This is a genomic window from Acinetobacter sp. C13, from assembly GCF_016809775.1.
Lineage (GTDB): Bacteria > Pseudomonadota > Gammaproteobacteria > Pseudomonadales > Moraxellaceae > Acinetobacter > Acinetobacter pittii.
This window is the reverse complement of sequence record NZ_JAFBJL010000002.1, coordinates 294,795-316,400: the sequence shown is the minus strand read 5'-3', so window position 1 is coordinate 316,400 and position 21,606 is coordinate 294,795. Positions and strand designations below refer to the sequence as shown.

Sequence of the window (21,606 nt, the reverse complement as noted above, 5' to 3'; positions counted from 1 at the left end):
TAGCGAGATGGTTGTGAATTAGCAATTAAAAAATAAACAATATGATAAAAAGTGCAAAAGAAAAATTTATCTTAAATTCCAGTTACCTTGATTATCTCGATGACCCAATATTTTAAGTACCAGTACTAAACTTAAGAGTAATAATAAATACCATGACCCCAGTTTACCCCAACCCACCATATGCCAAGCATCTACCTGACTTGGATAGAGCCAGATTTTATAAAAGGTACTAATATTTTCAGCAATCCAGATGAGAAAAGCGAGTGTAAACAATACAGGCAACATCGGAATTTTAAATTTATGTTCATTTAACTGAAAATAAAGTTTGGTTTTCCAAAAAATAAAAATACTGATCGCAAATAAAATATAGCGAATATCAGGTACAAAAAATTTACTCATAAAGTTTATATATGAGAAAAATGCGAGTAAAAGCATACTCCCAAAACTAGGAAGCTTTTCAAAAGAAACTTGAAACAGTCGGATTGACCGTGCAAAAAAACTACCCACAGCCGAATACATAAAGCCTGCAAATAAAGGCACAGTTAAAATTTTAAATACCGCAGGCTGAGGATATTGCCATGATGCAATCGCGGGATGCGTTAAAAATATTTCCATGACCATAGCCATGACATGAAATAAAGCAATAACTTTGGCTTCTGCCCATGATTCAAGCTTTAAATAAAGTAAGCAGATCTGGATTAACAATGCATAGACAAGTAAATAATCATAGCGATAAAAACCCATATATTCATGGCTTCCCAACGGCGCTGTTAAAGCAAAAGCAATTAAAAGCAGAATACCAAACAAGGCTGCCGAAACAGCCTTGCCGATAAAATGAATTGGTAAAGTGAGATGGCGCACAAAAACTATCCTAGATATTTAGCACTATACTCATGCACTGTATCTACAAAGATTTTTGGTTGCGCAGGGTCTACCCACTGAGTAATACCGTGACCTAAGTTAGCAACGTAACCTGTTTTTTCACCGTTTACGTAAGCATCGTCTAACATTGCTTTTACTGCTTTTTCAATTGAAGCAGCCGAGCCATATAAAACAGCAGGGTCAAGATTACCTTGTAGCGCTACACGCCCAGAGACAGCATTTCGAGCTGTATTAAGTGGAGTAGTCCAATCTAAACCTAATGCATCTGCACCAGTGGTAATCATTGGCTCTAACCATTGACCGCCACCTTTGGTGAACACAATAACAGGAATACGTCGACCATCTTTCTCACGCTGCAAACCAGCAATGATTTTATTCATGTAGTTTAAAGAGAATTCGACGTATTCGCGGTGTGCTAATGCCCCGCCCCAGCTATCAAAGATCTGGATGGCCTGAGCACCTGCATCAATTTGAGCATTTAGATAATCAATCACTGAATCTGCTAAATGATCAAGTAAGGCATGCAAAACTTCTGGTTGTGCATACATCATCTGCTTAGTAAAACGGAATTCTTTACTTGAACCACCTTCAACCATATAAGTTGCTAGCGTCCAAGGGCTACCAGAGAAACCAATCAGTGGAACTTGACCACCTAAAGCTGAGCGAATTGTACTTACCGCATTCATTACATAATCAAGGTCTGATTTTGCATTTAACTTAGGTAAATTCGCGACATCTTGTTCAGTACGTACCGTTTTTTGAAACTTAGGACCTTCTCCTGTTTCAAAATAAAGTCCTAAACCGAGTGCATCAGGAATTGTTAAAATATCTGAAAATAAAATCGCTGCATCTAAGTCGTAACGGCGTAAAGGCTGCAAAGTCACTTCGCAAGCAAATTCTGTATTTTTACATAGAGATAGAAAGTCGCCTGCTTTTGAACGTGTTTCACGATATTCAGGCAAATAACGTCCTGCTTGACGCATCATCCATACCGGTGTGGTATCTACAGGTTCGCGTAACAAAGCTCGTAGGAAACGATCATTTTTCAAAGTCGTCATTACCAATCTCTATATTCTTTATGTGGCAGCATCATATCAAAAACATAGAGATTTTTATAATTTCAATTTCACACAAAAAACTCGTCAATCTACTAAAAAATGCATATTTACACAAAAGTCTACTGCAACCAGCAAGGTTTTCTGCAATACTTGCAACATGTTACATCGGGTCTATTGATATTCTTTTAACCACTAAATTGCCAATCTTGGGCTCATAGAGATGAGTTATTGGTAATTTTATGCAATTTTAGATTAGATCATGCCCCTATTGCTTATATGAAAATTCTTAAGGTTGAATTACATGTTTGTTCGCTCATTACTCGCTATGAGTTTAAGTTGTATTATTGCTAATGTTGCTTTTGCTGCTTCAACAACTGAGCAACCCCTGAACCCTAAAAAGGTATCAGCTCCTGTAGAAGATCCGATTGATCCTTTAGCAGTAGATGCAGCTTCAACTGTAAAAGCTCAAGCTTCGACACAAATTACCGCTCAAGAACAAAATGACCTAAATCGAGCGTCAACAACATTACAAAATTTGCAAAAAACTGAAGACCCAAATGCCGAGTCTGGTATTGCTGCATCTACACCAGTAGCAGCTAAAACCACAACTGCCTCTGCTACAGCACAAGTACCTGCTGCGTCATGGACTTTAGATAGCTTAAACTCGGCTGAATGGTCTGAAAATATTGGTAAAGGCCAACTTCCAGTTTATGCTCGTGCGCATGTTATGCTCAATAATGCACATGCATCGCCAGGTGCGATTGACGGCATGAGCGGTAAAAACACATTAAAAGCAATCTCTTCATTCCAACAAATGAATGGTTTATCACCTACTGGTGAACTGACTAAAGAAACTTGGGATGTATTAGTTGCTAAACAAACCAAGCCAGCATTTATTGAATACACAATTTCTGATGCTGATTTAAAAGGTCCATATGCTGAGTCAATTCCTTCTGACTACGCATTACAGGCCAAAATGAAAGGTTTGTACTACACTCGTGTTAGCGAAATGTTGGGTGAGAAGTTTCATATTGATGAAGCTTTCTTAAAGAAAATTAACCCAACTGCGACATTCAAAAAAGCGGGTGAAAAAATCATTGTTCCAAACGTACGCAATGATTTACCAGAAGACATTCATTTGATTATTGCGCATAAGGGTGCAAAACAACTGTACCTCTTCAACAGTCGTAACCAAATGATTGCGTCATTTCCTGCAACAATTGGCAGTACTGATACGCCTTCTCCGACCGGTACTTACAAGGTAGTTGGTGTAGCACGTAACCCTTGGTATAGCTACTCACCTTCTAACTTCGTACAAGGTAAAAACTTAAAACCGCTTTCTTTACCACCTGGCCCAAATGCTCCTGTAGGTAATATCTGGATTGGTTTAAGTAAAAAATCTTTTGGTATTCACGGTACACCAAACCCGTCTTTAATTTCTAAAACTGCATCACATGGTTGTATCCGTTTAACTAACTGGGATGCTAACGATTTAGGTAATAAAGTACGTTCTGGCGTAACCGTTAAATTCTTAGAATAATCCTCTTAAATAAAAGAGCCTGCTTTATGCAGGCTTTTTTATTAAATTTTTAATATATCTCATTGGAATATTTAGTTATTGTTTTGACTATAAAAGTAAAACCAGCCTAGGTTTAATAATTACACAGCAATTTTTGTATTTAGAATATTTAGCATGGTTTGCATCTTAGCTTCTGTTTCTAGCCATTCAGCTTCGGCATCTGACCCTTCGACAATTCCAGCACCAGCATATAAGCGCATTTTATTTTCACTGAGTAGACCACAGCGAATCGTCACTACCCATTCTCCATTACCCTCGGCATCCATCCAGCCTACTAACCCCGTGTAATAATGTCGGTCATAACCTTCATGATCTAAAATAAACTGCTTAGCAACATGAGTTGGTGAGCCACAAACCGCTGGTGTTGGATGTAATTCTAATGCAAGGTTTAATGCATTCGGTGCCTGTTGTTTGAGCATACCTTGGAATTCTGATGATAAATGCAACATTGTTGATGTTTCTAAAATATCTGGAAATTCAGAAACCTTAAGCTCTACACAATGAGTGGCTAAATTTCTAATAATATTTTCAACCACAATTCGATGTTCATGTTGGTCTTTCTCAGAATGATTTAATTCTTGTTGGCTGACGAAATTTTTTTCGGAAATCTGAGATTTGGGTCTAGAACCGGCCAAAGGATTACTGGTTACAATACGACCTTGTTTTGATAAAAGCAGTTCTGGGCTTGCGCCTAGAATATAATTATTATGTTCTACTGGAATCACAAAATTATAAGCATTTGGATTTTGTTTTAATAAAGCAGCCAATAAGTTTTCTGGCTCTTGATGACGGTTGAACTCATATTCAACAGCCTGAGAAAGAACAACTTTTTCTACCTCCTTTTTCTCAAAAGCATCTAATGCTAACTGTACTGTACCTTCAAATTTTTGGCGTTGAATGAGTAATGATTTATTAATTATCTCAATGTTATTACGATTTTTTAATGAGTTAATCGTAGAAGATGCTTGTGTTATTTTTTTATGATCAGCATAAAAATTTAAGCTACTTTTCTTTGTAATATCAAAAGGTATAGCACCAATTAAAACTGGATTTTGATGGCCTTGCTTTTTAATTTCTTCAAAACATTTTGCAATCTCCTCATTAAATAGTGCGGTATTTGCTGCAGGTGTATTTAGCGTTTTAACGAATTCGTTCACTTCGAGATAATAATTTTTCGTAGAGAAACATGAAAATTTCTTTTGACCGATATGATCTAAATTTTGCTCTACTGATATTTGAGTCTGCATCATCTGTATATCACCTCTCACATTGATTTTTTTCAAGCAAATTCTGTAGTACTTCTTTTTAAATATAGGAGTATAAAAATACTGAAACACACATTAATGCAAATGATTATTATTATCAATAATAAAATTAGTTTTCAATGCAAGAAATTGTAATTATCTCGTTATTTGTATAAAAAAATTGAACTTTAATCTCTAGATTTATCTCGATTGAACTTTCTTGACTAAGGTAAAAATAAAGAAACTCACCATCTAGTTGTTTAAAACTTATATTTTTAAAATCAATAATTTGCTTATATTTTAAATAAATTGCTTTAATGATACTTTCTTTAGCAGAGAATATTACCAAATATAAATATGCTTGTTTTTTTTGCAGCTTTTCAATTTCTGCTTGTTCATTTTTATTTAGAAAAACATCATAAAACTCATCTTTCTTTTGAAAAAAAATATAATGTTTTTGAGACTCTATATCGATCCCAAATATTTTTTCTTGAACCGTGTTATTTCTAGCATATGCGATGGCATGACATGATTTTTTTGATCCAACATGGCTAATCCCACCTATCAGTCCTTCGGGCCATAGGGGTTCCCCATGTTTACCTTGATGAACAACAAAATCTTGTAAATTAATGTTTTGTAATGCATATTTTGCTGCTAAGCGTCCCGTCAAGAACTCTAATTGACGAATGAAGCGTGAGCTTTTTATATTCGGTGGAAGAAATATATTCAGCTCCTGATAGATATGATCAAGCTGAGGTATTTCTTTGATTTCACTGAGCTGGACTTTATGTATATCTAACCCGAAAGCTGTTAGCTTTTCATATTGAATATTTATTTCATCCAGACATGAATTAGCCCCTCTACTTAACTGCTTCTCCGTATTCATAGCCTGTACTTTATTCAATATTCACGGTCAATGTTTCAACGATGGCAGCAATGTTTTTAAGCATCTTTACTCGGGTCTCGGGATTGAGAAAGTAGAAATGGTCCCCTTCAAACTCAATACTTCCTAACCAATTTTCTGTGTGTTGTTGCCATGCATCTATCATTCTTTTGTTAGGAATATCAGGGTCCTGTTTGCCATAAAATGCAACGATCGGAACCTCAGTCTTATGTATGTTCTCCCTTAGTAATTGATCGCTAAGATAGAAGTCATTACGAATGATTTTGAGAAAGAATGTGAGTGCATCCTGATTATTTAAAATTTCGTCAGGAAAATTATTGTATCGTTTTAATTCATCAACAATTTTTTCATCAGTTAGCTCATGCTTGTACCGCATATGTTGAATATAGTGATGCTCAGGTCGGCTACTTATAACGATTAATCTCAACTGATCAATTATGGGTTTTTCATTCAAATAATTGAGTACTTTCCAAATCAAGCCACCTCCCACACTATGTCCAAATAAAATGAACGGTGTGTCTGAGTAAGCTTGTATTTCATTGGCAATTTGCATAGCTAATAGATCAGGATCATCGATCAGTGGTTCATTTATTTTTATACCATGACCCGAATATTCAATAGGAATAATACGAATATTGTCAGAGATCTGCTTTTTCCATGGATGATAAATACTTGCGCTACTCCCCGCAGGCGGTAAACAGAACATATTATATTGAGGTTTATTCATTTAAGAATTCTCCAAATATTAAGCATTTTTCTTTTATAAAAAATGCTTAAATCAGATTTCTGCGCTATTTTTTTAAACAGAAGTTGAAGCTAAATTGATAGTTTGAGTCGGTTGCCAAATGGCTGAGTCACGATGTGTCACAAAAATAACCGTAGAAGAAAGGGCACGTATCGTTGCAACAATTTCCAGCTCAGTCTCTTCATCCAAAGCAGAGGTTGCTTCATCAAGTATTAAAATTGGCGCATTTTTGAGTAATGCTCGGGCAATTGCGACCCGCTGACGTTCACCACCAGACAATGCGGTGCCTTGTTTACCTACCGATTGATTAATTCCCTCTGAACTACGGTCAATCATTGCCCCTAATGCGGCATCTCTTGCAGCCTTTTCTATTTCATCATCAGTTGCATCAGATTTTCCTAAACTGATATTTTCAGCCAGTGTACCTGTGAACAAAATAGGTTCTTGTGTGACATAAGCGATATTCGAGATTAAATCTTCATATTTCATTTGATCAAGAGCTATGCCACCCAGGGTAATTTTTCCTCTTTGTGGATCATCAAACCGTGTAAGCAATTCAAGTAAAGTACTCTTACCACTACCGCTTGGTCCGGTAACCCATACTCTGCTCCCCCATGCGATGTCGAGAGTCATATTTTCAAGTGCTGGCGCATAGCTAACGCCTTGTACCGAAATACGATGGCCAGTAGGAATTTGAGGATGTAATGGCTCAGGCAACTCAGGTGGATGTGTGATCTGATTAAAGTTGCGCAGTGCAGCAAACAAATCATTGATATGTAACCCTGCGGTAGCAAGTTCACCTAACGGCGCTGCTGCACGTCCAATTAAGACGAGTAATGCCAATACCAAAGCAGCATGATTAACACCAGCAAGTACCAGATAGGTTGCCATCCCTGCAATCGGTAAAACACTTGCCAAGGTTGCAATAAAACTTGCAAATGCAGCAGCACGATTAATCCGTACTAATGTCTCTTCTTGCACTTCCCAACGATGTTCTAGCCTTTGGACCGCACGTTCAGGACCGGCTGCTGTGCGTAATAAATCAATATGATCAACCAATTCCAGCGTTGCTTGTGAAGCTGCTAAATCGGCAGTATTACGTTTTTTATCAATTTGCATAAGTGCACGTTGTGCTAGGAATTGGGCAAATAAAGAGAGTAAAAGTAAGCCTAAAGCGACAAATGCTACACCTGCTCCAGCAAGCATGCCTATTCCTATTGTTAGAAACAAAGGCATAAAAGGCGCATGTAAAAAGGTTTGCAATTGATGAGCAGGGATACTCATAAACCCAGGAATTCCCTGTCCAGCAATCGTCTTAATCTGAGCTCGCTGTTCATTGGTAAACCAAGAGAGTTTAGCACGAGCTAAAGATTTGCCTAACTCAGCAAATAGGTCGCCTGCTAAACGCACACCAGTAAGGAAGCCAGCACGAGTGACTATAACTGTCACTAATATTGCTGCACTTGCACTGATGAGAACCCAACTTGGAGACCATTGATTGACAATTGCAAATGCCAAGACGGTATATGCGATTGCTTCAATTGCTGCAACAATGATCCATCCGATACCAACAATAATTAATTTTTGTTTTGCTGCACGAGGAAGCATCGAAAAAATCTGATCTTTATTTAATTTAGCAGGAGTATTCATAAAGATTTCCCTGAGTCAGTTGGGCCGTTAAGCACTAACCTGTTGTCGGCATGAGCAGCTAAGGTAAGATCATGAGTGACCATGACGATGGTTTTATTCTGGTTTTTAGCTAAGTCGCTTAATTCCAATATTATTTTTGTCGCATTGGTCTGGTCGAGTGCGCTCGTTGGCTCATCTAATAAAATAATAGGAGCTGAAGATAAAAACGCACGCGCTATTCCTAGGCGCTGTTTTTCACCGCCTGAAAGTAAAGTTGCATCTGCATTTAAATCTACTTTTAGTTGTGCCTTGAGTAGTGCCTGTTCAAGTTGTTCATCATTTGCATTAATGGCAGATAAGGACAAGTTTTCTCTTACTGTGGTCGGTAATACATCTCCACCTTGTGGAATAAACAAAACCTTTTCATGTCTTAGTTTTTCATGTAATTGCAAAATATCTGTTTTTGCTAATTGAACGACACCTTCTTGCAATACGGCTAATCCAGCAAGTGCTCGCAGTAAGGTTGTTTTTCCAACTCCACTCGGTCCTGTAATTGCAGTCATTGAATTTTTTGGAAATGAATAACTTAATCGATCCAATACTTTTTGATTTTCGATTGCAAAGCTTGCATTAACTATTTCGAGTGTTACATCTTGCTCAATCTGTTGTAGATTGCCCGATGAGAGTACTGGCTCTTTTAAGAATGCAGATAAACGACTAGCTGCAGCTCGCCCAGCAGCGACATAATCAAGACCATGCCCTAAACGTAGTGAAGGTGTCACGATGGCCAAACTAAAGAAAAGTGTTGCAGCCAAGGTCATGCTGTCGTATTGATAAGCCACGAGATAGGCGATGGCAAAGGTTGCAACAGCTTGTAGTAATGCAGTGGCAACAGCAGCGAGTGTTGCGACTTTACTCACCCAAGACACCATATTTTGAGTGAAATTTTGTGCTGATTGAGTATAGGCTGTTAAAGCGCCAGATTGTTGCCCATATATTCGGTTATCACGAATGCCGCGTGCATAATCATCAGCAGAACCAATAATATCTAACATGACCTGCATACGTGCAGCGCCATCCCGTTTTGATACATGGGGAACAATAATTAAATAATAAAGTGAAGCAATTGCCCCAGGTAATAATACCCAAAGGGCCATCGGGCCAACCAACACAATTAATAAAACAATAGAAACTAAAGGGATTACAGCAAAAATCGCAATTTCCGACGGTAAATGTGCCACCATATGATGTAAGGTTGCGATATCATCTGAAACCAGTCGTTTTAAGCTTTGGTCACCCTGTTTTGATAGGGTTGTGGTCGGTAACCGAATTAAATGATGAGCAATTTGACGACGTAATCGTGCCGAAAATCCAGCCTCTGCATCATGCACTAGCCATGAAGCCAGTGCTGCCAACACTGCTCCAACTATCCAAAAAACCGCTGAAAACATCACCCAATAAGATGATAAATAACCAATCAGCTGAATCATGCCCCACAGGGCAGTTAAAATGGCTAAACCAGAAAATACGGCAGCAAGCGTTCCTGCAAATAATTTAGGAAATGCTGGCTTGAGTGCAGGTGCCAAGGAAGAGTCTGTCATCAGATGAGATAACTTTAAATCAGACATGCTTATCTCTCTTTATATTCATAAAAAAAGCGGTACTTAAAATGAAATCTCGCTTCAATTGACCAGCAAGAATTGCCTTTTTCGGCTTTAAAAAAGCATGAATAAGAAAATCGTATAAAAAGTATTTTTTAAAAAACTTTAATTGCATCAAAAACTTCCTAACCACCCTATTAAAATATTTTTAGATCATTTTCTAGACTGTAAAAATTAATAGGGATTTGTCTAAATCATCTTGTTTGATATGACTAAAAACCAACTGTACGTTTAGAGGCACCTTGTAGATCAAAAATAACGTCGTCAATTAAGCTATCAATCTGACGTGTATCTCGGTGATGTGCCGTAGTAATTAAATGAGCCATATTTCCAGAGGTTGCCAGATAATGCTTTTTCCAGACGTGCTCAGAAGGACAAGGAAATACCACAGTGATTGAATTCGGATTCCGCCAAGCAGGAATGCCAACTGCCTGAAAGCGATCAACCGCGTACTGGGCCATTTTGAGGCAATGTTGAATTCTCTGTCGTCTTTGTAAATTGGTTTGGCTACGTATTGCCGCCCACATCAACAAGACAGTATGACCATTGCGTGAACCACTTATGGTTTGATCCCGTGTAGAGATATAGTCAACATCTACCGATATACGTTCTACATTTTGGCGCTTGGCCACAACAATGCCACACGGAATTGGTGAGCCAATCATTTTATGGCCAGACACACAAATCGAGTCGATGCCATGAGCAAAGGAAAACGCTTGAGGATAATCAACAAAAGGTAAAATCATGCCACTTAAGGCAGCATCGGCATGAATATAATAATCTCGGCGCATGATTCCGATTTGCGCTAAGCGCTCTTGAATCATTTCAATATCATCAATTGCGCCCGTCATGGTCGTACCAATATTTGCAAAAATAATGGGATGACTTTCTTTATTGGTTTTTATTTTACGGATTAAATCATCATAGTCGATTTCACCATTATCCAACGATTCGATTACACAAGATTTCATCTGCAATAATTTGGCGATTTTTCCCACCGAATAATGCGTATCTTTTGAGTAATATAATGTGGAATCTGGAAATAGCTCACGCGCCAGATAGCAGCCAAACATATTACCTTCTGTGCCACCGTTGGTTACGTATCCCCAGCTTTCTTCAAAGGGAATTTGAAAAATTTCAGCAAAATACGCCATCACATCTTTTTCAAAATCAAAAGAATTCAATGCGTAATTGCTATAGTCTTTCCAATCACCACAATTATTAATAGAGAATTTGAAAAAACGGAATAAAGCGGAATAATCAAAATCTGCAGATTCAGGATATCCAATATTGAAATATTGATGTTTTAAACAGTAATTCCAGAATGTCTCTATTTTCTCTTGATCAGCAGGCGATAAAAGCATTTTTTTCTCCGTTAATATGACGATTACAAGTCGTCTAAGGAGTCGCTATCAAAGATATAAATTTTATGTAAAATTTAGCGACCAGGATTTGTCGTATGCCTTATGAGGCAACCCTCTACCCTGCAATCCGTTGCCGTGCATCAACCAATGACCACCAATTTGATAAAGTGGGTGTGCGTCCTAATTCCTCAAAACTAATATTGATTCCCTGCGCTTTGAGTTCCGAAGAAAACTGCATAATTCGTAATGAGTCCAGTCCATAAAGAATCAGGTTTTCTTCTGGATCTAATTCATCTTCTTCAATAAGCTGCTGGACCTTTTTCTCTAACCAAGGTCGTGTAATGCCTGTTGCCACCTGCCCCACTACAGATTCGGTATCCACAACTTGACCGCAACGTGAAGATACATATTTCAAAGCTAAGCGATGTTCTTCTTCTGAAAAATCGGCAACTGCATCCCCAACCAGAAAGGGTTGTATGTCGCTCATAAAAGCTTCAATTGCCGTAACCATACAACCGATATGAGCATAGACACCGCCAATAATGAGCTGATCACGATTCCAGTTTTGCATTCTTTCAAGCAAATCCGAACGTTTAAACGCGCTATAACGCCATTTCGTTAAGACAATGTCATGTTCAGCAGGAGAAAGTTGATCAATAATTTTTTGCTGATCGATTGTTGAGGCTGGCAAACCCGGCCCCCACATGGCATTCAGTAATGCACGATCTGCCGCTGGTTGTTCATAGGGCTGTGCTGTATAGACAACAGGAACATTGTTCCGATGTGCCCAACTTCTGAGTTGAATTAAATGATTAACAACCATTTTAATTAATTCACTTTCAGCATCGTAAAAATTTAAAAAGTAACGCTGCATATCATGAATTAATAAAACTGCTCGAGAAGGATCTAACTGCCAGTCTGTTTTATTATTTGGATAACTCTCTCGTTTGGGCATGAGATAAGTAGAAATTTTTGAAATAGCCATATGCTGCTCAATATTTATTAAGATGTTGTAGATGTATTTAAAATGCTGCGAAGTTGTTTTTTGTCCACCTTACCGACTGCAGTCAGTGGCAAACTTTCGATTAATTTGATCTGGTCTGGAAGTTTGTATTGTGCAATACCCAACTCCATGAGATGGCGTCTGAGCACAACAGCTTTAAGTTCAGGATTACGAGAAACAATAAAGGCACAACTCTTTTCACCGAATTGTTCATCAACAATCGCGACCAAAGCTGCGTGCATAACTTCTGGATGCAAAAGAATAAGTTTTTCTATTTCTTCCGAAGCAATCTTTTCACCACCACGGTTAATCTGGTCTTTAATTCTTCCTACTACACGTAAATTGCCATCCGAAGTACGCTGCACGAGATCGCCCGAATAGTAATAGTTGTCCTCATCAAAGACCTGTGAATTATGTTCAGGGCTTTGGTAATAACCGCAAAAGGTATAAGGTCCCCGAGTCGCAAGCATCCCTATTTCACCTTCTGGAACCTCTTTATACTGTTCATCCACAATTTTGATTTCATCATCAGAACTGATAGGACGCCCTTGGGTCGTAAAAATTTGCTCATCGGAGTCATCTAGTCTGGTGTAATTGACTAAGCCTTCGGCCATTCCAAATACTTGTTGTAATTTACAATTGAGGACTTCAGGAACTTGACGGGCTAAAGATTCAGGGAAACTTGCTCCGCCCACTTGAAGCAACTTTAAAGACTGGATTTGATCTTTATATTGAGCGGCTTTTTCTAGCCACATAATGACAGCACTCGGCACTAAAGATGCCATATTGACTTGATGTCTTTGAATAATAGAAAAACAATTGAGCGGTTCAGGATTTGGTGCCATCACAACACATCCACCTGCATGTAAAACACCTAATGCACCGGGTGAACTCAACATAAAATTATGCGGAGCTGGCAGAGCACACAATAACCGTGTATTCGAGTTTAAACCGCAAATCTCGGCACTGGCCCGCACACTATAGTCATAGTCATTATGCGTGCGTGGAATAAGTTTTGGTGTTCCCGTACTTCCACCTGACAACTGAAAGAAAGCAACTTCATCAGCAGGTGTAGATGAAAAATCGACAAAGGTCTCTGCTGATGTTTCAATCCAATCTAATAGTCCGAAATCGGTAGCTTGATGATTGAGCATCAAAATAATTTCAGGACTTAAATTTACATCATGAAGTGAGTCAATGAACTGATTATTGCTAAAGACTTCATGCTGACGCGAACCAATTAAAAGCTTAGGTTGAATCTGTTTAATAAAGGCATTTAGTTCATATTGGCGATGACTATATAGCGCATTGAGCACAGCCACACCAGCCTTAAGCAAGGCAAAAAAGACAATATAAAACTCTGCAACATTGGGAAGCTGTACTAAAGCTGTATCACCCTTGCCCAAGCCTTTTTCAGCTAGTCGAGAAGCTAAATTTGTTGATAACCGGTCCAGCTCGATATAACTCAACTGACGCTCACCACAAATAATTGCCGGCGAATGCGGATGCGATTGAACCCCTACCGTTAAAATGCGCGTCAAAGGTTGGTCAATCCAATAACCTTTATTTCGATAGTGTTGCGCTCTCTCTGGAGACCAGCGAACAAACTCAATCAACTGTTTTTTCATGACATTCTAAATATTCAATTTAATTTAATGGTTATCAAGCTATTGATTCTTGGTAAATTTTCTTACATCTCGGTATAAATATTTAATTTGAATACCGACAAAAGAAAACTCTTAAGACGGACAAGCTATATATTCAAAGCAAAATTGGAAATGATTAACAAATGCAACTGGTAATCATTTTCATTTGTTTGTATGATGCTGAAACAAGATTAATTTGTCAACCGAGTTATCGTTCAATGTGTGAATTAACTTCGATGCAAGCGGCCTGCTGGTTTGGTCGCTCTGGCAACGCAACTTTAGGTGGGGTTGCTGCCCACCTCTATGCAGAATTTGACGGTCAATTTATTGATCTACAAAAATTACATTTAGCACTTCAACGACTTTATAAAGAACACGCTATTTTGAGATTAAGTTTGAGTGCCGATGGCATCGCAAACATCATGGCTGAGAAAGCTCAACAGATATTAGAAGTCGATGATTTTTCAAAGCTTAGCGATCATCAAATTGAGCAAATGCTCATGCAAAAACGTGAGCAATGGACCCATCAAAAACTTGATTTAAGTCAGGGTCAAACTGCAAGATTTTCTGTAAGTGTTCTTAAAAATAATATTTTTCGTTTTCATGTAGATACGGACATGATTGCTATAGATCCGTCCAGTTTTTTGAACTTGATGGAAGATCTTTCTTTGTTTTATGAAGACCCAGAAATATCATTCTCCCGTCCGCCTAATTTTTTTGACTGGCATCAAAAAATACGGACAGACCCTGAGCTAAAAAAATTAAACCAACGAGACCGCTTATGGTGGAAACAACGTCTGCCTCATATTAGCCCTGCTCCTTCTCTACCTTTCATTAATCAAGAGTTCAAAACAGCAAAAAGTGATCGTTTAAGTACGTGGTTATCGCCAAAAGAACGAAAAGCATTACAACAACTTGCTAGAGAACAACAGATTACTGTGACTAACCTGATATTAGGTTTATTTGCATATACGCTTGGTCATGCAACCAAAGATCACAGCTTCCGATTGAATATTCCTACTTTTTGGCGCGAACCGGTTTTAAAAAATGTCGAAGGCACTATTGGTGATTTTGCTAATTTAGTCATCCTTGATGTCGATATGAAAGGAATAACTACCTTAGCTGCATTCTGCAAACAAATAGCAAATCAAATGCTTGAGTTATTAGAGCATTCACATTATTCGGGTGTGAATGTTCTACGTGATCTGTCCCGTTATCATGGTAGTGCACAGATTGCTCCCGTGGTATTTACAGCGGCGCTCGACTTAGAAAATGATAATTTACTTTCCGAACGTGTCCGCCGTATTTTTGGCTCAATGAATTGGGTCATTTCACAAGGGCCGCAAGTTGCACTTGATGCACAAGTTGCTCATGTAGATGACGGTATTTTAGTTAATTGGGACATCCGTTTAGATGCTCTACCCAAAGAATGGATCACGAATTTATTTGAATCTTTCATTCATTTACTTAAAAATCTTGCCGCACATCCTGAGCAACTTAATACACAAATTATAAACTCAGCACAAAATACCTCGTCAGATCGTACGTCTCAAAAACCATTAAATGCATTACAGCAAGCTTATCTATTAGGTCGAACTCAAGCCCTTCCTTTAGGTGGTGTTGCCATGCAAGAGTTTAGGCAGTATCACGGCAAAATGGATATTGTTTTATTAAGACAACGATTGGCAGAAATGGTACGGCGGCATGACAGCTTACGAACCTATATTGATAAAAATAGGTTAATACAATATGTAAGCGATCAAGTGAGTGTCAATTTAAAAGAAATAGACCTAACTACATGGGAACCTGAACGTGCTTCTCACCACATCGAGTCCTATAAAAATAGTTATACGCATGAGCTATTTGATTTAAATCAGCCGCCTTGGAATATCACGGTTTTTTTATTAAAAAATAATCTACTAACGATTTTTGTCCGCTTTGATGCATTAATTTTAGATGGCCGATCTATAGCTTCACTTATGTTAGAGCTATTTGATGGGCAACAACATGATATCCAAACGCAAATAGAAGAAAATGAAGCTGAAAATAGCGTATCTGTTCATCAGGAAGATATGGCTTACTGGGAAAGAAAATTTTCTAAATTATCTAACATTCCTGCGCTTCCGTGGAAAACACCCTTACAGCATTTATCGACTTCACATTACCAACGTAACAGTCTGCTTATAGAAAAAGATCGATTTAAACAGTTGTCTAAAATTGGCGCAAAACATTCACTGTTTAAAAATTCAATCATCATGGCGATTATTTTGGAAGTGCTATCTCATTGGAACACTGAAAAATCTCTATGCGTTGCTGTTCCTACACTTCCCCTCTATGCCGGACCATTTTCAAATAGCTCTACGTTTATTGCTGTTGAGTGGAAAACTTCAGATCAATTTGCTGAACAAGCAAACCGTTTGCAAACTGAAGTTTTAGAGGGTTTACAGCATCTTTCATTTTCAGGTGTTGATCTCGCTCGACTATTATTTGAAAAAGTTGGCACTGCTCCTGTATTACCGATTGTAATTACAAATGGTTTGTCATGGCCTGTATTATCTGAATCTCATCCTATTCAGCAACAAGATGGACTAACCCAAACTCCTCAAGTTGCAATTGATATTCGCTTTAGCACAAGAAATGATGGCGCTTTGATTTTCGATATTGATTATGCTCAAGAAGCATTTCCTCCCCATATGATTGAGGATTTCTTGAATGCGCTACAATTGGCAATCAAGCAAATTATTGGTTCAGAAATATTCAGTTTTGATCTCAGTAATTTTTTCAGTGAGCTTCAAAATAAACGACCATATTTCAAGAATAATGAGTCCGATCATTCATCTATACCACTTGAAAATAATGCTAAACAGCAAAATCAACTACTCGATATTTATTTAGAAGTGATTGGCCACACGCCAAATAAGGAAGTGGACAGCTCAACTCATTTTACTCATCTCGGGCTGCGTCCACATCATTTAAAGGTCGTTTCAAAACGTATTAATGAAACATACGCGATTCAGCTCTCACCGGTTCAACTTATTCAATGTCGCAATATTGCTGATGTAGAGAAACTACTAACACCACATTAATTCGTATTTTTAACTTTCATCATTTTGGAAACAGATAAAGTATAAACATGAAAAAAATAGATATTACCGGAATTGGTATTGGGCCATTCAACTTAGGTTTAGCTGCTCTTTTGTCTCATCATCCCGAAATCAAAAGCGTATTTTTAGAACGTAAACCAGAATTTCGATGGCATGAAGGGTTGCTATTGCAAGGCACAACATTACAAGTTCCTTTCTTTGCCGACTTGGTTACTATGGCCAATCCTTGCCATCCATTAGGCTATATTAATTATTTACATCAACATGATCGCTTACATCAGTTTTATTATTACGATAGTTTTTTAATTCCACGCCGTGAATACGACCATTATTGCCGTTGGGCTTCAAAACAATTACCTGATTGTCGATTTGGAGAAAACGTAAGTCATGTTGAATATGACGCCAAACTCGATAAATTTATTATAGAAAGTGAATCAGCCTCGGGTGAAAAACAAAAATATATAAGCCAAAATCTGGCGATTGGTATTGGGACTAAACCTCGAATTCCTACGTGGCTTGAAACATGCAAACACCCTTTAGTAAAACATTCTGCGGAGTTTGCGAAAATTCAGGAACAACTCAAACAATGTAAACAAGTCACGGTTATTGGCTCAGGCCAGAGTGCAGCAGAATGTGTGCTTGCTTTATTTAATTCACTTACACCAGAACAAGTAAAAGCAGGCGCATCTATTCGTTGGATCACACGTTCTGCCGGCTTTCACCCAATGGAATATTCTAAACTTGGGCAAGAATGTTTTACCCCTGCATATATGCAATATTTCCAAAGCCTGCCTAGAGATAAACGTCGTGACATTGCTGCTAGTCAGGGCCTGATCTATAAAGGAATTAGCTTCTCAACCATTGGTGATATATATGATGTGCTTTATGAGCGTTCAGTGGCGGGTGAGAAATCCGGTTTAAGCCTATACACAAGCTGTGAAGTTGAATCGGTTGAACAACTTGAATCGGGTTCTCTGCGTTTAACCTGTTTGCATACTCAACTCGATCAACATTGCGAATTAGAAACTGATGCCCTTGTCGCAGCTACAGGCTATGTTCATGATTGGCCTGAATGGTTCCAAAATATGAAAGGTTCTATTTTAGCGGTTGATGATAAAAATGATTGTATTGTTCAAGAAGACTTTACGGCTTTACGTTGTGATAAAGGACAAGGTCGAATTTTCATTCAAAATGCCGAGATTTTTCAGCAAGGTGTAGGTTCTCCAGACTTAGGGATCGGAGCAACCCGAAACTCAGTCATTATTAATCAATTACTGGGGCGTAATGCTTATCGAATTCCTAAACAGTCTTCTTTCCAGCACTATGGTTTACCAAAATAAAAACGCTTAATAAAAAACTGCCAAATCAAATTTGGCAGTTTTTTTATATGTTCTTTTTAGATCAAATTAAAAATCAATTGTGGCAGATAATAAATAAGTACGTGGTGCACCAAGCATTAAATTTGTAAATTGAGGCATTGACCAATATGACTTATTGGTGAGGTTATCAATATTCCCGCGAATAGTGACAGGAAATTGAGCTATTTTCGTATTATAACGTGCGCCAATTCCGTACACTTCACGTCCAGGTACTGAAGTTGAGTTATCATTATAAATATATTGTTTAGACGCAGCTGTCGCATTGGCAGTCAAAGTTAAGCCAGGGATATACGACACATCACCTTCAATACCAAGCTTAGCTTGCACTTTTGGAACACCGGCAACAACATTTCCTAACTCGCTTTCAATTCTGGTTTTTGTAATTTTAGGATCAATATAAGTTAATCCTCCCATTACACGAATACTGTCAACAGGTGAACCATAAAAGCCCCATTCAATTCCGCGATTACGTTGTTCTCCATCAGCGCCATAAATAGATTTGATTTTTTCATCGGTACTTTTAATTACATACGAATTTCTAGATTTGATCTGAAATACACTAAACGTATTGGTGAAGTTACCGCTGTCAATTTTAATTCCGGTTTCCATCTGTTTAGTTTTAAAAGGAGAAAATATTTGCCCCTCATTTTCGTAGTTTTGTCCGGTAGGTACGGTTCCCCCTGAGCTTAATCCTTCAATATAGTTTGCATATAATGAAACATGATCATTTGCTTTTACCAAAATTGCAGCTGCAGGTGTAATAGCGTTTTTATCATAACGACCGTTAATATTTCGGACGCCCTGCCCATTTAAACTTTCGGTGACAATATTTTGATAACGCAGTCCCAAGGTTAATTGGACTTGATCTTGAAGAACCGACATCGTATCGGCTAAACCAACACTTGTTAAATTTTCTTTATTACTAAAAATAGGTGCAATAGGAACGCGATTCGGTTTACTGCCCCAATTCGGATTATAAATATTAGTTACACGATCTCCCTCAGGAAATCCTTGTCTAATACCAGCTTCGTCATCCGTTTCGCGGTAATGTGTTGCATTTAATGCCAGAGCATGTTTTACAGCACCTGTATCAAATTTACCACGTAAACCCACTTCAGCAGATTTACGTTCATATTTGAAACCTAAATGTGCAATATTGAATTTTATATCTCCCGCTTCGTTTTGTATTTCAGTTTTAGCAGCACCCAAAGTGTTATATTCTGTTTTACTCATACCCGCCGTTGCATACGCCATCCATTTATCATTTAAGTCATATTCGCCTCGAATCATACCTCCCGTATCACGCGTGTTATAGGCCGTCCACGTTGGATTCAATAAAGTATCGGGGTTTGGCGCTTTGGGTAAATTGACACCTGGTAAAATGGTTAAACCACGATTTATACCGTCAGCATGGTCACGGCTAGTATATAAATCGGCTGAAAGTCGTGCATTGTCGCCTTTCCAATCTAAACCAAGTGAAAATAGATGAGTGGTTTTTTCCTGCTCTTTAATCGGTCCTTCACCATCTCGATATACACTGTTGAACCGCACACCAAACTCTTTGTTTTCACCAAAACGGCGTCCAATATCCAGATGGCCTCCGAATTGTGAATCCGACATATACGTCGTTGTAAAACGAGTTAAGGGATCATCTCCTGCACGTTTCGGAACCAAGTTAACTGTTCCCCCTAAAGTTGAACCTGGAGGCATTCCGTTTAACATTGCTGAAGGGCCTTTTAACACGTCAATACGTTCAAACATTTCCGGTGAAGCGCGGTATAAAGGAGCAATACCATATAATCCGCCCATAGAAGTATCGCGGCCAGCAGCCACAGAACTTGATCTAAATCCACGAATAGCATAACTTTCTGCAATTACGCCGTAAGCGCCAGTTGAAAAAATAGATGGATCCGTTTTTGCAATCACATCAGTGATATCTTTCGCTTGCTGATCTGCAATATATTTTTCTGTATACGCAATGGTATTAAACGGGGTTTCCATAGCGGTTTTATTACCTAAAAAGCCAACTGAGCTTTTTGACGAAACTTGCCCACCTGCATAAGTATCATCTTGTTCAGCTTTTACGGTAATTGCGGGTAAAGCTGCTACATTTGTTTGAGCAGTTTGTTGTTCTAGAGTTTTTGTTGAATTATCAATAACAGCAGCATAGGTATTTGATGCACATAGAACAAATACAGTGCCTAATGCATAGCCTAATCGAAGGGCCATTTGTGCAGATGCAATACCATTTAATACAAAAGAACGGTGATTAATTCTTTGATCATTCCCACTTTTAAAATTACGGTTATCGCTAACGTTGTTCATTGAAAGACCTTTAATGTTGTGATTCATTTTTTATTAACTATCTGCTTAAAATACAAAGCAAAATAGTGAAAATTTATGCTGTAAAATTTGATTAAGTGATATGCGTAAAAATTTATTGGTAGCCTTTTTTTACATCTTCCATCACTATTTTGAGCGAGGTTGGGCTTGCAGCCGTGGTGTACCAGGCATCTGCATCGACAAAAATGACACGACCGTTTTTCCATGCTTTGGTTTGACGTAATAATGGATTTTCAACACTGGCAGCATTAATGTTTGAGCGATGTTCCATCACAGCAGTTCGGTCCACGATATAGAGAATATCTGGGTCCGCTTTTTTGATGAATTCACTCGAAATAGGTTGCCCATGTAGACTTGTATCCATCACACCACTTGCAGGCTTTACTCCAAAAGCATTAAAAATAAAGCCATAGCGTGACTGAATACCAAAATTACTAAAGGCCCCATTGTTATGAAGAACGACTAACGCTCTTTCTGGGCGATTGGCTGTCACCGCTTGTACTTGCTTCACCTGTTCATCAAGTTCAGAAACTTTCTGGCGGGCTAAATCTTCTTTATTAAATATTTTTCCTAAGGTCATCATATGGTCTTTAACCAGACCAATATGATTACTCTCACTATTGTTGAAGTTAATATCGTAGTGAATGGTCGGGGCAATTTTTGACAGTTCCTGATACTGATTAACGTGTAATGGCGTCATCAAAATCAAGTCTGGTTTTAATGCATATATTCTTTCCATGTTGGGCTGCACAATTGCACCCAAATCCTGAATTTGTGTATCTTTTTTATATTTTTCCAAAAAGTGTGGAACATAATCTTTTGGCATTCCCATAATCGGGACATTGAGTTGATCTAAAAAGTCAGCTTCATTCATATCAAGTACGGCAACGCGTTGCGGTAAATGATCTATCACCGTAGTCCCAAGCGCATGTTTCACCGTAATCGGTTCTGCTAGCTTCTGAGAAGCTTGAGTGGTATCTGCAACTTTTTGATCACATGCTTGTAGAGTGACAGCTGCCGCTATGATGAGGGCTACTCCCCCATACTTTTTCTTCCAGTTCATAT

Annotated in this window: 15 protein-coding genes; 3 read left to right on the top strand and 12 right to left on the bottom strand. The window is 38.2% G+C overall.

Going from position 1 to position 21,606, the window contains the following annotated elements; all coding sequences use genetic code 11:
- Positions 1–66: 66 nt before the first annotated feature.
- A complete protein-coding gene (locus JGE69_RS06670) occupies positions 67–861 on the bottom strand; it encodes a DUF817 family protein (RefSeq protein WP_075383575.1) in 795 nt (264 codons plus the stop codon).
- Positions 862–866: 5 nt separating this feature from the next.
- Positions 867–1,940: a uroporphyrinogen decarboxylase gene (gene hemE, locus JGE69_RS06665; protein WP_068557771.1), complete on the bottom strand. Its 1,074-nt coding sequence runs from the start codon at positions 1,938–1,940 to the stop codon at positions 867–869.
- 301 nt (positions 1,941–2,241) lie between these two features.
- Between hemE and JGE69_RS06660 the strand changes: the two genes are divergently transcribed.
- The gene (locus JGE69_RS06660) at positions 2,242–3,480 is read left to right on the top strand and encodes a L,D-transpeptidase family protein (protein ID WP_032004543.1); all 1,239 of its coding nucleotides are present in this window, start codon (positions 2,242–2,244) and stop codon (positions 3,478–3,480) included.
- Positions 3,481–3,599: 119 nt separating this feature from the next.
- Here the strand turns inward: JGE69_RS06660 and basJ are convergent, their stop codons facing one another.
- From basJ to basE, 8 genes are all read right to left on the bottom strand, one after another.
- Entirely contained in the window at positions 3,600–4,769 is a 1,170-nt protein-coding gene (gene basJ / locus JGE69_RS06655; protein WP_199113029.1) for an acinetobactin biosynthesis isochorismate synthase BasJ, read from the bottom strand.
- A 124-nt stretch (positions 4,770–4,893) separates the two neighbouring features.
- Positions 4,894–5,649, bottom strand: a complete 756-nt coding sequence (locus JGE69_RS06650; RefSeq protein ID WP_199113031.1) for a 4'-phosphopantetheinyl transferase family protein — start codon at positions 5,647–5,649, stop codon at positions 4,894–4,896.
- Positions 5,650–5,659: 10 nt separating this feature from the next.
- Entirely contained in the window at positions 5,660–6,394 is a 735-nt protein-coding gene (gene basH / locus JGE69_RS06645; protein ID WP_199113033.1) for an acinetobactin biosynthesis thioesterase BasH, read from the bottom strand.
- A gap of 72 nt (positions 6,395–6,466) precedes the next feature.
- Entirely contained in the window at positions 6,467–8,062 is a 1,596-nt protein-coding gene (barB, locus tag JGE69_RS06640) for an acinetobactin export ABC transporter permease/ATP-binding subunit BarB (protein ID WP_199113035.1), read from the bottom strand.
- Complete coding sequence (gene barA / locus JGE69_RS06635) at positions 8,059–9,669, bottom strand: acinetobactin export ABC transporter permease/ATP-binding subunit BarA (protein ID WP_199113037.1); 1,611 nt, start codon at positions 9,667–9,669, stop codon at positions 8,059–8,061. Before barA ends, barB begins: the two co-directional genes overlap by 4 nt.
- Before the next feature lie 245 nt (positions 9,670–9,914).
- Positions 9,915–11,066: an acinetobactin biosynthesis histidine decarboxylase BasG gene (gene basG / locus JGE69_RS06630; RefSeq protein WP_199113039.1), complete on the bottom strand. Its 1,152-nt coding sequence runs from the start codon at positions 11,064–11,066 to the stop codon at positions 9,915–9,917.
- Positions 11,067–11,181: 115 nt separating this feature from the next.
- Positions 11,182–12,051, bottom strand: coding sequence for an acinetobactin biosynthesis bifunctional isochorismatase/aryl carrier protein BasF (gene basF, locus JGE69_RS06625; protein WP_005073360.1), 870 nt, complete (start codon positions 12,049–12,051; stop codon positions 11,182–11,184).
- A 17-nt stretch (positions 12,052–12,068) separates the two neighbouring features.
- Entirely contained in the window at positions 12,069–13,697 is a 1,629-nt protein-coding gene (gene basE / locus JGE69_RS06620) for a (2,3-dihydroxybenzoyl)adenylate synthase BasE (RefSeq protein WP_060464780.1), read from the bottom strand.
- A gap of 161 nt (positions 13,698–13,858) precedes the next feature.
- Here basE and basD point away from each other — a divergent pair, with 161 nt between their 5' ends.
- Together basD and basC are read left to right on the top strand one after the other, a co-directional pair.
- Positions 13,859–16,801, top strand: a complete 2,943-nt coding sequence (gene basD / locus JGE69_RS06615) for an acinetobactin non-ribosomal peptide synthetase subunit BasD (RefSeq protein WP_199113041.1) — start codon at positions 13,859–13,861, stop codon at positions 16,799–16,801.
- Between the two features lie 47 nt (positions 16,802–16,848).
- Positions 16,849–18,159 carry a putative histamine N-monooxygenase gene (gene basC, locus JGE69_RS06610; protein ID WP_199113043.1) on the top strand — a complete coding sequence of 437 codons (1,311 nt, stop codon included), beginning with the start codon at positions 16,849–16,851 and terminating at the stop codon, positions 18,157–18,159.
- Positions 18,160–18,225: 66 nt separating this feature from the next.
- Here the strand turns inward: basC and JGE69_RS06605 are convergent, their stop codons facing one another.
- Together JGE69_RS06605 and bauB are read right to left on the bottom strand one after the other, a co-directional pair.
- A complete protein-coding gene (locus JGE69_RS06605) occupies positions 18,226–20,550 on the bottom strand; it encodes a TonB-dependent receptor (RefSeq protein WP_199113046.1) in 2,325 nt (774 codons plus the stop codon).
- An 85-nt stretch (positions 20,551–20,635) separates the two neighbouring features.
- A complete protein-coding gene (bauB, locus tag JGE69_RS06600) occupies positions 20,636–21,604 on the bottom strand; it encodes a siderophore-binding periplasmic lipoprotein BauB (RefSeq protein ID WP_086394232.1) in 969 nt (322 codons plus the stop codon).
- Positions 21,605–21,606: the final 2 nt, after the last annotated feature.